Source organism: Thainema salinarum CENA647, from assembly GCF_057732415.1.
Map to the genome: position 1 here is coordinate 4592940 of NZ_JBYJZJ010000022.1, position 13929 is coordinate 4606868.

Consider the following 13929-nt stretch of genomic DNA (forward strand, 5'->3'; position numbering starts at 1 on the left):
GAAAAAATAATCCTGCCATAATGCAAGAAAGTCGAGAGGTCATCTCATGGAACAACGAACCATTGAAGGAACCTGGGAAGAAATTCTGCTGCATGGCTCCGAACTGGCTGGGCAGCGAGTAAGATTAACGGTCTTATCCAACGAGAATCCAAATCCTCAAGATGCAATTGACTTAGATCAGATTGTTAAAGGTGGCGAAGCCATCGAAATAGCAGCGGAGCATAAAGGTTTAGCGTTTTTGCTAAATCAAAGTTATAAACCCTCCATGTCTGAGCTAGAGCTATTTGAAGCCACACGAGGCACTTGGCACAATATTCCAAGAGATGAATCCATCAAATTTGCCTACGCAACCTATGGCGGCATCATCAAAGAAGTCTATGAAATACATGGTTGGGTCAAAGCTGGTACTCAGCAATACTTCACTCGCTTCTTTGACGACAACGGAATATCTGACCGCTGGGAATTCATCGGACGCAAAGCAAACAGCGACGTTCGCCAAAAATATCTAGGCAAATTAATCAAAAAAGATCGCAGCTACGGCACACCCTTCGTCAAAGTCGGCTACTAATGCAGGTGCGATGGGAGAAGTGCGATCTCAGTTTGAAAGTGCGATGGAAAAAGTGCGATCGCGGTGATAGTTTTACCCTTGGATATACTGAAATTACAGCCGCTCCACCCGATCAAGCAACCTCAAACGTATGACCAACCGCGAACAACTCATTCAAGAACTTGAACAAGCCCCGGACGAGCTAGTGCAAACAGTCCTCGACTTTCTCCACCGCGTCAAAGCCACCCGCCAACGCCATCCCCTCGCCAAGTTTGCCGGAATTCTGAGCGACTCAGAAGCCCAAGAACTACAAGATGCCATTACAACCGAATGTCGGCAGGTTGATCTAGATGAGTGGTGAAATTGCCCTAGATACCTCTGTTGCAATCCGCTTCTTGAATGGAGATACAGCAATTACCGCAAGAGTATTGGCACTACCAGAAATCATTTTGCCAACGGTCGTCGTTGGAGAATTGCTATTTGGTGCAGAAAACTCCACACGTTCCTTGCAGAACCTACCCCGTTACTTGGAGTTCATATCCGCTTGTATAGTTGTGCCACTCGGAAGAGAAACAGCAGCAGTCTATGCCCGAACCCGATTAGCTTTGAAACGCAAAGGACGGCCAATCCCAATGAATGACGTTTGGATTGCAACTCAGTGTTTGGAACATGACTGGGTCTTAGTGACAGATGACACCGACTTTAATTATGTAGACGGTTTGTTACTGGAACAGTGGTAGCTGAGTGCGATCTCGGTTGGGTGAGGTGCGTTGGGAGAAGTGCGATACTTTGAGTGCCAGATAAAGGAGAACGCCAATGAAAACTCAGTATCCTTTATACTCCCAAGTTGCCCTTGCCGAAGATTTACCAGAATACAATCTCAAGCGAGGTGCGATCGCAACTATCGTCGAACACTATTCCATGCCCGAAGGCAACGAAGACGGCTACAGCCTCGAAGGATTCAACGTCCCCAACATCACAGTTGAAGTCGCAGCCTCTCAAATTATTCCGATCAGCCAATCGCAGCAAGAAGAAGAAATCCTGCTCAAACTGCGTAAATTATCCCAAACACGACTACTTCAACTCGAAGAATACCTAGAATTCCTCCTCCAAAAAGATCAAGACGATCAAAAATCTGCTTGAGAGTTAAGTGCGATCGCAGTTTAGGAAAGCGCGATGGGAAAAGTGCGATCGCGGTGTCTTCTCTGCCAAGGCTATAATTTCCCTCAAGGGTAAACCTTCGCAATGTGAGGTGGACGATGCTTAACGTAACCGTTGATCAAATACAGCAAGATCCACTGAAATACTTGCTTCAAGTAGAAGCAGGAGAAACGCTGGTCATCTTCAAATCAGATAAGCCCATTGCAGAACTTAAGCCCATCGCGAGCCGTGAACAACTGCGACCATTTGGTTTGTGTTCAGGTGAATTTACCGTCCCAGATGACTTTGATGCACCCTTACCAGACGATCTGCTAAATGCATTCGAAGGCAAATGAGGATTCTGCTCGATACCCATATCTTTCTGTGGTTCATCAGCGGTGATACCCAGCTATCGACCAACGTGCGAGATGCCATTCGTAATCCAAATAACGAGGTTTACCTGAGTAGCGTTTCCGTCTGGGAAGCAATCGTCAAATATCAGCTTGGTAAATTACCTCTCCCCGAACATCCCGCAACCTATTTACCGAAACAACGCGATTTGCACAAAATTACCAGTCTCGCTCTCGACGAAAACAGCGTAATGCAACTGGCCAATCTGCCCTCACTGCACCGCGACCCATTTGACAGAATGCTGATCTGCCAAGCATTACAGAGTAACTTAACGATTGCAACAGTAGACGCAGCAATTCGTGCCTACTCAGTGAGTGTGATGTAGTGCGATCGCAGTTTGGGAAGTGTGATGGGAGAAGTGCGATCGCAGTTTGGGAAGTGTGATGGGAGAAGTGCGATCGCAGTTTGGGAAGTGTGATGGGAAAAGTGCGATCGCACCATCATTTAATCCTTCAACTGCAAACAGTAAACTAAAAGCATGCGCTCAAGAGGCAATTACTGAGGTATCAACTAACCTATGTCTACTAAAACCCTCTCACGCTACGTCACCAGCAACTCCGAAATCCTCAGCGGAGAGCCAATCATTGCAGGCACTCGCACCTCCGTCCGCGCCATCGTTGGCTTGTGGCGACTCGGCATCATGCCAGAAGAAATCTTGAATCACTTACCCCATCTAACACTCGCGCAAATATTTGACGCCCTCAGCTTCTATCTCGATCATCAAGCCGAAATCAACGAATACATTGAACAAAACCGAGTTCCTGATGAATTAGTTCATCCAGCCGTAAAAGCTGCACTAGGCCAACTGTGACAACATTTGCCGCACTTTACACCGATGAAGACATGTCGGCACTTGTCGCCACGCTGTTGCGATCGCGCGGTTTAGACGTTACGACCGTTCCTGAACAGGCCGCACTGGGTAAAACAGATGCAGAGCAGCTTGAATTTGCCGCTTCCACTGGCCGATGCATTCTGACTCATAACCGTGTTGACTTTGAACAATTGCATCTCCAGTACATCGAAGCAGACAAACAACACGCCGGAATTATCGTAGTCCCTTAAAAAAATGCTTACGAAGTTGCTCAAAGAATTGGCATTCTAGTTAACGCGCTGACAGCCGCAGAAATCAAAAATCAATTGCTATATGCCTAAAGTGCGATCTCAGTTAGGTGAGGTGCGATGAGAGAAGTGCGATCGCTGTGTCCTCTTTGCCAAAGCTATAATTCCCTCAAGGGCACGCAAGGAAAACCTGATTATGTCAAACCTTGAGCAAATTGAGGCCGCCATTCTTTCACTGCCATCCAGCGAATTTGAGCAGCTTAGACACTGGTTTTTTGACCTCGACTACGAACGGTGGGACGAACAGCTAGAGCAAGACATCGCCGATGGCAAATTAGATGCACTTGCTCAGGAAGCGATCGCTGAATTCAAAGCCGGACACTGCCAAGAACTCTGATGCACTATGCCTCGCGACGCTTCTGGCAATGCTACAACGCTCTACCTGAAAACGTACAGCGCACGGCTGACGCGGCTTATGACCTACTCAAAACTGATCCATCCCATCCGTCACTGCACTTCAAGAAACTGGGTAAGAAATATTGGTCAGTTCGAGCAGTATTAAGCCATCGAGCCATCGGAGTAGAAGTCGATAACGGTATTTCCTGGTTCTGGATTGGCACTCATGCTGAATACGACAAGCTGATCACCAGACTGTAAATTTGTTCTGCACTAATTCAAGTGCGATCGCAGTTTGGTGCGGTGCGAGAGGAGAAGTGCGATCGCACTTCCCTGTGAGATATCATCAAAGAATCAAGCAAAGCAGCATCAACGCTAGGATTCAGCCCATGCAGACCATTCTCTTAAGCCGTGAAGAAGTTGCGCGACGGGCAAAACAACTCTACGAAAACAGCATTCGCCAGCGAGTTGAGCAAGACGACAACATCGGCAAAATGGTTATCATCGATATCGAAACAGGCGATTACGCCGTTGATGCAACCGGGCTAGAAGCCGCACGTACACTTCGCAAAAAATATCCCAACGCTCGACTTTTTGGCATTCGCATTGGATACAACGTCGCTGTCTCCTTTGGCGGCACGATGGAGCAGGTTCAGCCGTAATTTCTGACATCGTCACGGATCGCCATGCAACCATTACGCTAACATTCCTGCTATCCAACGGTTCCAGCCTACCGATTGAGTTCGTCATCGATACAGGGTTTACTGGACAGCTTTGTCTCCCTTCAGAAGCCGTTTCCTTGATGGGTTTGCCTCTTTTGTACGACATTCCCGCAAATTTAGCTAACAACAACGAAGTTCTGCTACCCGTTCACGAAGCCGTTATCCTTTGGAACGGTGAAGAACGAGAAGTTCTCGTCATTGCAACCGGAAGACGACCTTTGCTTGGTACTGCCTTGCTAGATGAGCAAGAACTCGTTATTCAGTTTACAGAAGGTGGACTGGTGACAATCGAGGAATTGTAGGTGCAAATCGCAGTTTGGGAAAGTGTGTGGGAGAAGTGCGATCGCAGTTTGAGAAGTGCGATGGGAGAAGTGTGATCCGCTCATCCCGCATAGTGTATTTCGCAGATGTTGTAGCAAACTTCGCAATTTGCTAAGATTAGTGCAGTCCAAATCTAAAACTTAGGTAAATCAACGACAGTCGAGAATCCCGTGACGGATGCAGGTTCACGGAGTTCTACTTACCTTTCGGTTTCTATGCATGTCATTACTCGTTCTCGCCTTGTATCATTTTGGGAAAAACACCCCGCTTCAAAGGTAAGTTTATTGCTTTGGTACAAGTTGACAACGACTGCGAAATGGCAAAACTTTGTAGAAGTACGTACTGTCTTTCCTTCTGCCGATCAAGTTGGGAACTTTATAGTTTTCAATATTGGCGGCAACAAATATCGTTTAATTGCTTTCATTGATTACGCATACCAAAAAGTCTTTGTCCGTAGTGTTCTAACTCATGCAGAGTACGACAAAGATAATTGGAAGAAAGATGATTGGCATGAGTAGAAATATAAAACTTCTATTAAAAAAGAGCATCAAAAACATGTTTGCTGCTGAATCAAACCGCTATATCGAACTTTTACAACAGTTTCCACCTCGCCCCATTAAATCAGAAGAAGAGTTATTTGCCGCTCAAGAGGTGATTGATGCCTTGCTCGATTCCGGCGAAATCACACCGGAAAGGCAAGACTATATCAACCTCTTAGGCATTCTAATTTATGAATATGAAGAGAAGCATGTCCCAATGCCGGATCTAAGCGGCATTGAATTGCTTAAAGCCCTTGTCGATGAATTAAATCTAAAGCAAAAAGATTTAGTTCCGATCTTCAAAACTGAATCGATTGTTTCTGAAATTCTTAACGGCAAACGCAAATTCACCGTGGAACATATCGAAAAGTTAGCTGACTTTTTTAGGATTTCTCCATCTGCTTTCTTCAGTCAATGATTCAGAAGGTAAGGTGCGATGGGAAAAGTGCGATCGCACTTCAATGATGTAGCAATATAAACGTAACTTTACTTGGGCTGAACAGTCTGGTCGTAGACAAAGTACGCCATTTTAATGCCAGTCAGGCCGTGGAAGATTAGCCAGCTAACCGTCATAGTGATTGGCAACATGAAAATCAGAAACCCAGCACCCCATGTACTCGCTGAGTTATAGGCCATCAGCCAAGGCAGACCTACCAGTAGACCGCTGGTCAACACTCCACCAATCAGAGCTAAAACGCTACTGCCAATGGATACCCAGAGCCACTGAACTGCATGGGGAATCCGATTGCGCAACGCAAGCCACTGTAATCCACCAATAATTGCTCCCGCTGCGATCGCGCTGATTGTTGGCCCCAGCAACAACCAAAACGGCAACAGAATCACCGATAAACTGCTTAGTAAGCCACTGATGAGCATAATCAGCAGCATGACTCCAGTACCGAGGGGAAAGCCCAAGGCCGACCACCAAAACCAATGGCGCACTGCTGGCAGTTGTCGTTTGAGCCAGGACGCTTGAGCATCACCTACAAAAATGCCGCAGAGCAGAGTTAAGAGACTGTGGATAGCTATTGCACTAATTCCCATCTGAACGTTAGATCGAGTTTCGAAATCTAGTTCTGGGAAAGCAAATGCATTTGGGAACCAAGACTTAATCAGGACGGCGATGATCCAGAAGACAACTAAGACGGCCACGGACATTAGCAGCGTGCTTCGCCAGGTTGCCCATTGCCATTGCAGCCAAAGCCCCACAAGCCGCCCTCGGCTTCTCCGCTTTTTGGCGATAGGCTTGACCGACGGCGACGGGCGATCGCGATGTTGGTTTTGGGAGGTTGTGGCTGGTGGGGACGAGCGTTCATGATTGGGAGAGTGGAGTTGAAATTGACGCGTCCAAATCGGTTGGGTTTGACCATTCTGATGGCCATAAATCTCCACACTGCTGATTGTCGTAGGATTGAGCGTGCGAAAAGATTGATGAAGATAGCTAACTAGCTTATCAGGTGAAAGTGGCTGAGATGCTGTTAGATGAACGGCCAGACTCGTCTCAGATGTGTGAGTGACTGTCGCTTGAATTCCTCTTGGCTGTAAATTGCGATTAAGCAACGCCGCGATCGCATCTGGATTGCCGGCACGGGCCTGCTTTAGCAGATGAGACGAGGACATGAGGTGAGATGCCAGGATATAAGTGCGAGTCCAGTATAACCGCTTGTTATTACAACACCTGAGGAGCCCTGAGCGAAGCAACTTTCATCACTGTTTGCCTCACTCCGATTGGGTTCTAGCGTGATCTTTGATTTATGAGTTAAGTGCGATCGCACCTAGCATTACCGGGTAATTCCTAACCATCAACCATTTGAGCCGCGAGCTGATTACTCTTTTCCACCAGCTTGGGCAAGTCCACCGTTACTAACTGGCCTTGATCAACTACTTTTTTGCCGTTGATAAAACTGTAGTCAACACTGTCTGTTTGACAAAGCAGCAGCGCTGCCACCAAATCATGATGTGCTCCGGCAAACTGAGGACGGTCAATGTTAATAGCAATAAAGTCCGCCGACATTTTGGGTGCGAGATAGCCGATATCGTCGCGACCGAGTACCCTTGCTCCACCTCGGGTAGCAATTTCGAGCGCATCACGAGCCGTCATTGCACCTGGATCTTGACTGCGGACTCGCGCGAGAAGCATAGCAGTGCGAGCTTCATGCAAAACATTGGTGGCATCATTGGACGCGGCTCCATCGACGCCAATGCCTACTGGAACCCCAGCATCCAGCATGGGCCGAATTGGCGCAATACCGCTGGCCAAACGCATATTGCTACAGGGACAGTGAGCCACGCTAGTTCCCGTACTGGCAAATAGCTGAATCGACTGATCGGTTAACTGTACACAGTGGGCATGCCAAACGTCGTCACCCAGCCAGCCCACGGATTTAGCATAATCACCCGGGCGAACGCCAAACTTTTCCAGGCTATAGGTGACATCGGATTTATTTTCCGCCAGATGGGTGTGAAGCCGCACCCCAGAGTAGCTGCGCGCCATCGCTGCCGATTCCCGCATCAAATCCTGCGATACCGAAAACGGCGAACAGGGGGCCAGCGCCATCCGCAGCATGGAGTGACGAGAATTATCGTGATACTGCTCAATTAATCGCTGAGAGTCTTTAAGGATATCCGCTTCATTTTCAACTAGAGAATCGGGCGGCAAACCACCTTTGCTTTCTCCCACGCTCATACTGCCCCGACAGGCGTGAAACCGCATGCCGATATCCTGAAGCGCTCGGATTTCGTCATCCAGAGTGCAGTCGTTGGGAAAGAGGTAAAGATGATCGCTGGACGTGGTGCAGCCCGACAGCATGAGTTCCGCCGCTGCCATCTGAGCACTGACATATACCCCTTCAGCCGTGAGCCGTGACCAAATCGGGTAAAGTGCCTGAATCCAGCCGAATAGCTCGCAGTTCTGGGCAGCGGGTATAACGCGCGTGAGCGTCTGATAGAAGTGATGATGGGTATTGATCAGACCGGGCAGGACAATATAGCGATCGCAACAGTCCAGCACCTCATCAGCAGTATCCGGCAGTTCATCGGTCGTGCCCACTTGCTCAATCACATGGTCACGGATGAACAACGCACCGTGGCGAATTTCTCGCCGAGCCTCATCCATCGTGACTAAAGTATGGATGTTTTTTACCAGTAGCGTGGGCATAGATGAGCCAAATTAAACTCCAGATACGGCTGATTGTTCAATGGGTCGATGCCCATTCACAGATGTTGGGGGACGAGATTTAGCGGACTCTAAAAGTTCAACATTAAACCGATAGCCGACATTGCGAACCGTCTGAATAATATTGGGTTGGCGTGGATCAATTTCGATTTTCTTGCGCAGCGACAACACGTGGGTATCGACCGTGCGCGGATTATCAATTTCATCCGGCCAGGCTCGGCGCAGCAGTTCAGCCCGACTCAGGGGAACGCCTGCCGATTGGGCCAGCACATAGAGCAAGCTAAACTCCTGTGGTGTCAAATCAATGCCCTGATCGCGATAGTGTACCTGCCGCTGCACCAGGTTGATTTTCAAGTCACCGTAGTTCAACGATGCTGGTACCGTCATCATGCGGCTGCGACGGGTCAGGGCTTCCACCCGCGCTAGAAATTCCTGCATGCCGAAGGGTTTCGTTAAATAGTCATCGGCTCCCGATCGCAAACCCGCGACGATATCGGCTTCTGTATTGCGGGCCGACAGAATCAGAATCAAAACTTGGTATTGCTGAAGCCAGCGGCAGAATTCAAGCGCCTCTCCATCTGGCAGCTCAGAATCCAAAATGATCAAGTCAGGCTGTCGCTGAAGGAAAATATCTCTGGCTCGGCGCAGGTCTGCCGATTGCTGCACCCAGTAGCCAGCTTGCTGTAGGTGCCATCCCAGGAGCGATCGCAAATGTGGATTGCTCTCAACAATTTGAATACATTTAGATCCCACTTGATTGCCGCTGCTCTAAATCTGCACCTCAAACCTACCAGAGCATTTGTCAGGGTTTTGTAACCCCCGTTACCTGAGCCCAACTCGTAGCAGAGGAGTTGCGCTGGGTCAATTATTTTGTCTTCAAATTCTTTGCATTTTCAGGCTCGATTGCTCTGGGCTGACAGTCTTGTTTGTAGCCTTACATCATTAGACTTTATCGGAAATAAAGTCCATTAGGTTAAGGACAGAAGGTTAGGACAGATAATTTTGAGAAGTCTTGCTCCTGCGCAACTTCTCAAACACTATTTTCCTGGTTCTAAGCACGTAACTCTATACAGATAGATTTGCATCACTTTCAAACGCTATTATTAGCGCTGATTTTGGCAGCCAACTTAACAGTTGATGATGGAATTTGGTATCTTGCCTTACATCCGGACATCCTCCCATAGGGATAGATTGAATACACTAACAAACACCCTTTCTGTATTTTTTAGCAAGATGCTAGATCCGTTCAATATTTGATCTGGATTTGAGCTAGAATAGGCGGAGTGCATCTTTAATAGATGTGTTAAGGTGATGTTGGTTAAGATTTCGGTAGAGTACGCTTGTTTCAATTTCAACTTTTCTCAGTTTCGAATTTCGTTTCAGGCTCATCTCCGTCTAACCGCTACATGATGTTTTTGAAGGAGATGCCCTTATGTCTGTATATGTAGGAAATTTGTCTTACGACGTAACCCAGGAAGATCTGACTCAGGTTTTTGCTGAGTACGGCACCGTTAAGCGTGTGACCGTTCCCACCGATCGCGAAACCGGTCGCCCTCGTGGATTCGCATTTGTAGAAATGGAATCCGAAGCTGAGGAAACCGCAGCGATTGACGAGCTAGACGGCGCAGAATGGATGGGCCGCGACATGCGCGTCAATAAAGCGCGTCCTCGCAGCGAAAGTGGCAATGGTGGTGGCGGCAATCGCAATCGCAACTACAGCCGCAGCTCTTTCTAAGACTGTTCCTAAATATCAAAGTGTGGTTTAGGCCATAGTTTGACCATTTACGAATTTGTCGCTTGGATTATCACTCGTAATGATTGGGGGCAGATGAATTCATCTGCCCCTTGCTTTGTGTAAGGAGGATCTTTTGGCTCAGGTTACTGTTGGTCAAGATGAAAAATTGGAGTCAGCACTGCGACGGTTTAAGCGAAAAGTATCGCGGGCCGGTATTTTTTCTGATATGAAAAAGAATCGCTATTTTGAAACCCCCCTGGAAAAAGATAAGCGCAAGGCTAGCTCCAGACGGCGGCAGCGCCGAGGCCGCTCTCGTTAAATGAAACTTGTTAAGTAAAGTAAGAAAATGTGGGCCACACATCAATCATATGTGGCCCACATTTTTTCTATGACTATCTACTTTCTAGTGGTTTGTCAACGTTGTTTGGGTGGGTTTTGCTGGTTGAGATGCCGCGCTTTGCACGGCATCTCAACCAGCAAAAAACAAAACTGATTTTGACACAGCACCAGTGTTAATCAGTAACCGATGTGGGTTGAGATGGGGGAATGCCTTCGATTGTGATCAGTGTCTCCATTGCAGATTTGACAAGCGGAGCGGCTACGGTTGAGCCGAAAGCATTATCTCCCTGCGGCTCATCGACCACAGCCAAGACGACATAACGAGGATTATCGACAGGGATGATGCCGACAAAGCTGGTAATCTTGGCGTTTTCATAGTATCCGCCGTAAGGGCTAGCTTTTTGGGCTGTGCCCGTTTTACCCGCAATGCGGTAGCCAGGAATTTGAGCGGGTTTGCCCGTACCATCGCTGACAACGGTTTCCATCATCTTGACGACTGCGTCAGCTGTCTCGGGCGAGAAGATCGGTCGGATGGACGGGCGATTCGGTTGCCATTCGATATTGCCGCTGGGATCAACGAGACCTCGAACGATATGGGGCACTACCAGCTTGCCACCGTTGGCTAGTGCGCCGTGTAGTTGTAGGAGCTTAATCGGTGTGAGTGATAAACCTTGACCAAATGAGGCTGTAGCGGGTTCAATGCGCGATCCGACAAACTGTTCCCGATCTTTGATGACGGGGGGCACTTCGGAGGGCAGATCGGTGCCGATTAGCCGATTGAAGCCAGCCCAGGTTAGCCAGTCGTAGTACTCTTCTGGCGATAGCTGCTCCATGATATGAACCATGCCGACGTTGCTGGAGTAGGTGAGTACGTCTTCGATGGTGATGGTGCCGCGACCGCCGCGCGAGGAATAGTCAAAGTTTTCGATCGGCCATTCACCAATTTGAATGCGGCCTTCGTCGTAAACTGTTTGGTCAGCCGTGATGCCACCCGCTTCAAGTGCGATCGCAACATTAATCGGTTTAAAGGTTGATCCGGGTTCATAGAGATCAGAAACCACCCAACTGCGAAACAGATCAACATCGGCTTCATAGTATTGATTGGGATCATAGGTGGGGGACTGGGCCAAAGCGAGCAGCGAACCATCCCGCGCATCCATCACCATCACTGCGCCCCGCTTGGCTCCGTACTCACTGATTTGAGCCGATAGTTTTTCCTGAACGGCTCGCTGAAGCCGACTATCGAGGGTCAGTTGAAGCCGCAGTCCGTCTTTGTGAATCAAGTCTTTGGGCACCTGAGTTGCCACCAAATCGCCCGCTCCAGTGCGGTTGAGCCAGCGACCTGTGACGACCTGCTTGAGCTTCTCTTCATAGTCCAGTTCGAGTCCGGCTTGCCCATTGCCTTCTGTATCAACGTAGCCTGTCACACTGCCAAAAAGCTGGCCTTGGGGATACTCCCGCTGCTGACGGGGCAGGAGGTCTAATCCGTCTAAGCGTAGACCCCGAATTGCGGTAGCCTGAGTCTCTGACAAATCGCGATCAATAATCAGCCCGGTTTCTCCTTCACTAAAGGTATTGAGCAGCGCCTCCACGGGTTGCTTAATGACCGGACTCAGCGCTGTCGCCATCTCTTGCGGTGTGCCCGAGAACATCCGGGGATGAGCATAAAGCGTATAGAGTGGACTATCAATTGCGATCGCATTATTCATTCGATCCACAATTGGTCGTCGGGATACAGGTGGCTCTAGGAGCGTTTGCTGCTGCTCCAGCGCTCGCTGTTGGAGTGTTTCTCCCTGCACCACTTGAATTCGCACCAGATTGATGAAGAGACCCGTTGCGCCCACCAGCAAAATGCCCCAAACGAGAAAGAGACGAAATTTGTGAGTGTAGGCCCAGGCGGGTAATCGTAAGCGGCCCAGCATTTTGAGCCAGTGCGATAAGGTACGCGATAACGTATGCGATAAAACAGATGCTCGATCAGATGTTCGACGCGGTGTTCCGCGACGCGATCGCACCGTCCGTCGAGTTGACGCTGAACGAACAGAGTCGTGCCGAGCGCGATTTTGTCGAGTCGAGCGCGATTGCGCAGACCGCGAATGAGAAGTAGCCATACCTTGCTCTAGTATCCCAACGAGTTAGGCAACTGTGCCCGTGTTTCAGCAGGTTGTGGTTTCGATTGTGCTTTGGATTGGGGAATAAATGGTGTTTTGGATGTGGATTGGGCGGGTGAGGTTGATGATTGCTGGTTGGCCCCACCAGATGCCGTCGCGTTATCGGGGTTGGGTACGCTCTCCGTTTTAGACGGAGTAGCTTGATCTGCCATGCTCGCGGTGTCCAACGCGGCATGGGTGGCTGAGATGAGCGGGATGGTGGTGCTTGGCGTAGCGGGCTGCAAATTGGCGCTGGCAGCCTGCACGGTTGCTTGCTCTTTCAAGCCCTCAATCGCCGAGAGCATTTGCTCTTCACTGCGCTGAAGCTGGCTCAGCCGATCGTAGTTTTGCGACCAAACCTGCTGAGAATAAACTGTCCAGCCATATAGGCCCAATACGCTGACACCCAAGCCCCAAGCGGTAATTGTAGTTGCCTGCTGGATGATAAACAGTGCCTGTAGCCACTTGGGTTGCGATCGCGGGGTAGGGAACGACTCAATGACCGCTGCTGATTGCCGTCTTCGACTGGGAGAGACACGAGTGGGAGTTGGCACAGCAGCAGGCTGAGCATTGCCTTGAAAGAGATTAGACGGAACATCTGGAACAACGTGTAACGGAGATTGAGCCGACCGCAAATCTGAATATTGAGGCTTTGGGACAGCGGACATAACGGGTACTCCTCACAAACGGTTCCGGATCGAACTAGACAAAAGACATTGGAAGATATGGGTGAATGCTGAATTGGTGTCTGCAACGACCTTGAAACAAGCGGCAGTCTAGCCAATTAATGCGTCAGGACGGGTCGGTACATGGGGAATGACCTGTAAATGCACGACTGTAAACGCACCAATTTATACCCTAAAGGAAATAAGTTAAAAAAACAGTAGGGATAGGGAATGATGCACCGCTTTTTTGAGCATTTCTGCTTATGAACTTTTTATATGTACGAATATATGCCATAGCCGCAGGTAATGTTGGTGCAAATCGTTGGGCTAGTGGCGAGATCATAGCGGGCTCAAATATAAGCTCAGTGCAGGTCGGATTGCAAGCTGAAGCAGCATCGTAGGGAAGTATAAGTGCGATCGCAAAATCAGCCTATATCAGAATCCAGTTCTGTAGTATTTTTTGACATTTTGCGCCCAACACTGCCGATCTTCATACTTTTCATATTCTCTGAACAGATTTTGGATTGGGATTCTAACTAGAAACCATTGCAATATTTGATGAAGATGAATCTTGCTGAACCGGCTGTAGACATCTCGCTGCTCTACGGGGCTAGCAGCACAATCGCCATCGACTTGCCCTCTCACGTTGTCATCATAAATTGTCATCAATCGGTCATTTGTATCGTGACATCAACTGGGGAAGTCTAAACAAAAATTCTACAATCAAGAA

At 48.7% G+C, this 13929-nt stretch carries 22 protein-coding genes; 16 read left to right on the plus strand and 6 right to left on the minus strand.

The genetic code is table 11. The features are described 5' to 3' along the window. Nucleotides 1-46 precede the first annotated feature (46 nt). The 6 genes from AC286M_RS26830 to AC286M_RS26855 all read left to right on the plus strand — a co-directional run bounded on the left by AC286M_RS26830 (nt 47) and on the right by AC286M_RS26855 (nt 2423). Nucleotides 47-568, plus strand: a complete 522-nt coding sequence (locus AC286M_RS26830; protein WP_488207295.1) for a hypothetical protein — start codon at nt 47-49, stop codon at nt 566-568. Nucleotides 569-698: 130 nt separating this feature from the next. After that, a complete protein-coding gene (locus tag AC286M_RS26835; RefSeq protein ID WP_488207296.1) occupies nt 699-908 on the plus strand; it encodes a hypothetical protein in 210 nt (69 codons plus the stop codon). Next, entirely contained in the window at nt 898-1287 is a 390-nt protein-coding gene (locus AC286M_RS26840) for a type II toxin-antitoxin system VapC family toxin (protein WP_488207297.1), read from the plus strand. Before AC286M_RS26835 ends, AC286M_RS26840 begins: the two co-directional genes overlap by 11 nt. A gap of 76 nt (nt 1288-1363) precedes the next feature. Continuing rightward, complete coding sequence (locus AC286M_RS26845; RefSeq protein ID WP_488207298.1) at nt 1364-1690, plus strand: DUF4926 domain-containing protein; 327 nt, start codon at nt 1364-1366, stop codon at nt 1688-1690. 116 nt (nt 1691-1806) lie between these two features. Then, complete coding sequence (locus tag AC286M_RS26850; protein ID WP_488207299.1) at nt 1807-2043, plus strand: type II toxin-antitoxin system Phd/YefM family antitoxin; 237 nt, start codon at nt 1807-1809, stop codon at nt 2041-2043. Beyond that, the gene (locus tag AC286M_RS26855; RefSeq protein ID WP_488207300.1) at nt 2040-2423 is read left to right on the plus strand and encodes a type II toxin-antitoxin system VapC family toxin; all 384 of its coding nucleotides are present in this window, start codon (nt 2040-2042) and stop codon (nt 2421-2423) included. The genes AC286M_RS26850 and AC286M_RS26855 overlap by 4 nt, the downstream gene beginning before the upstream one ends. On the opposite strand, the gene AC286M_RS26860 is transcribed toward AC286M_RS26855, so the two are convergent. Next, on the minus strand, nt 2402-2542 hold the full coding sequence (locus AC286M_RS26860) for a hypothetical protein (protein ID WP_488207301.1): 141 nt from the start codon (nt 2540-2542) through the stop codon (nt 2402-2404). The genes AC286M_RS26855 and AC286M_RS26860 overlap by 22 nt on opposite strands. Before the next feature lie 73 nt (nt 2543-2615). Here AC286M_RS26860 and AC286M_RS26865 point away from each other — a divergent pair, with 73 nt between their 5' ends. From AC286M_RS26865 to AC286M_RS26900, 8 genes are all read left to right on the plus strand, one after another. Further along, nucleotides 2616-2909, plus strand: a complete 294-nt coding sequence (locus AC286M_RS26865; RefSeq protein WP_488207302.1) for a DUF433 domain-containing protein — start codon at nt 2616-2618, stop codon at nt 2907-2909. Beyond that, nucleotides 2906-3160 carry a DUF5615 family PIN-like protein gene (locus tag AC286M_RS26870; RefSeq protein WP_488207303.1) on the plus strand — a complete coding sequence of 85 codons (255 nt, stop codon included), beginning with the start codon at nt 2906-2908 and terminating at the stop codon, nt 3158-3160. Before AC286M_RS26865 ends, AC286M_RS26870 begins: the two co-directional genes overlap by 4 nt. Before the next feature lie 193 nt (nt 3161-3353). Beyond that, nucleotides 3354-3554 carry a hypothetical protein gene (locus AC286M_RS26875; protein ID WP_488207304.1) on the plus strand — a complete coding sequence of 67 codons (201 nt, stop codon included), beginning with the start codon at nt 3354-3356 and terminating at the stop codon, nt 3552-3554. Further along, entirely contained in the window at nt 3554-3814 is a 261-nt protein-coding gene (locus AC286M_RS26880; protein WP_488207305.1) for a hypothetical protein, read from the plus strand. Before AC286M_RS26875 ends, AC286M_RS26880 begins: the two co-directional genes overlap by 1 nt. Before the next feature lie 128 nt (nt 3815-3942). Next, nucleotides 3943-4215 carry a hypothetical protein gene (locus AC286M_RS26885; protein ID WP_488207306.1) on the plus strand — a complete coding sequence of 91 codons (273 nt, stop codon included), beginning with the start codon at nt 3943-3945 and terminating at the stop codon, nt 4213-4215. A gap of 47 nt (nt 4216-4262) precedes the next feature. Further along, nucleotides 4263-4577, plus strand: a complete 315-nt coding sequence (locus AC286M_RS26890) for a clan AA aspartic protease (RefSeq protein ID WP_488208865.1) — start codon at nt 4263-4265, stop codon at nt 4575-4577. Between the two features lie 189 nt (nt 4578-4766). Further along, on the plus strand, nt 4767-5114 hold the full coding sequence (locus AC286M_RS26895) for a type II toxin-antitoxin system HigB family toxin (protein WP_488207307.1): 348 nt from the start codon (nt 4767-4769) through the stop codon (nt 5112-5114). Between the two features lie 37 nt (nt 5115-5151). After that, the gene (locus AC286M_RS26900) at nt 5152-5553 is read left to right on the plus strand and encodes a helix-turn-helix domain-containing protein (protein ID WP_488207308.1); all 402 of its coding nucleotides are present in this window, start codon (nt 5152-5154) and stop codon (nt 5551-5553) included. A 68-nt stretch (nt 5554-5621) separates the two neighbouring features. Here AC286M_RS26900 and AC286M_RS26905 read toward each other — a convergent pair whose 3' ends face one another. From AC286M_RS26905 to AC286M_RS26915, 3 genes are all read right to left on the minus strand, one after another. Beyond that, nucleotides 5622-6755, minus strand: coding sequence for a hypothetical protein (locus tag AC286M_RS26905; RefSeq protein WP_488207309.1), 1134 nt, complete (start codon nt 6753-6755; stop codon nt 5622-5624). 175 nt (nt 6756-6930) lie between these two features. After that, nucleotides 6931-8292, minus strand: coding sequence for an 8-oxoguanine deaminase (locus AC286M_RS26910; protein WP_488207310.1), 1362 nt, complete (start codon nt 8290-8292; stop codon nt 6931-6933). Nucleotides 8293-8304: 12 nt separating this feature from the next. Continuing rightward, on the minus strand, nt 8305-9063 hold the full coding sequence (locus AC286M_RS26915) for a response regulator transcription factor (RefSeq protein WP_488207311.1): 759 nt from the start codon (nt 9061-9063) through the stop codon (nt 8305-8307). Between the two features lie 679 nt (nt 9064-9742). Between AC286M_RS26915 and rbp the strand changes: the two genes are divergently transcribed. Together rbp and rpsU are read left to right on the plus strand one after the other, a co-directional pair. Continuing rightward, nucleotides 9743-10045 carry an RNA-binding regulator gene (gene rbp / locus AC286M_RS26920; RefSeq protein WP_488207312.1) on the plus strand — a complete coding sequence of 101 codons (303 nt, stop codon included), beginning with the start codon at nt 9743-9745 and terminating at the stop codon, nt 10043-10045. Nucleotides 10046-10178: 133 nt separating this feature from the next. Then, entirely contained in the window at nt 10179-10364 is a 186-nt protein-coding gene (gene rpsU, locus AC286M_RS26925) for a 30S ribosomal protein S21 (RefSeq protein WP_488207313.1), read from the plus strand. Nucleotides 10365-10557: 193 nt separating this feature from the next. Here rpsU and AC286M_RS26930 read toward each other — a convergent pair whose 3' ends face one another. Together AC286M_RS26930 and AC286M_RS26935 are read right to left on the minus strand one after the other, a co-directional pair. After that, nucleotides 10558-12495 carry a peptidoglycan D,D-transpeptidase FtsI family protein gene (locus tag AC286M_RS26930; RefSeq protein WP_488207314.1) on the minus strand — a complete coding sequence of 646 codons (1938 nt, stop codon included), beginning with the start codon at nt 12493-12495 and terminating at the stop codon, nt 10558-10560. 8 nt (nt 12496-12503) lie between these two features. Beyond that, nucleotides 12504-13202 carry a hypothetical protein gene (locus AC286M_RS26935; RefSeq protein WP_488207315.1) on the minus strand — a complete coding sequence of 233 codons (699 nt, stop codon included), beginning with the start codon at nt 13200-13202 and terminating at the stop codon, nt 12504-12506. Nucleotides 13203-13929: the final 727 nt, after the last annotated feature.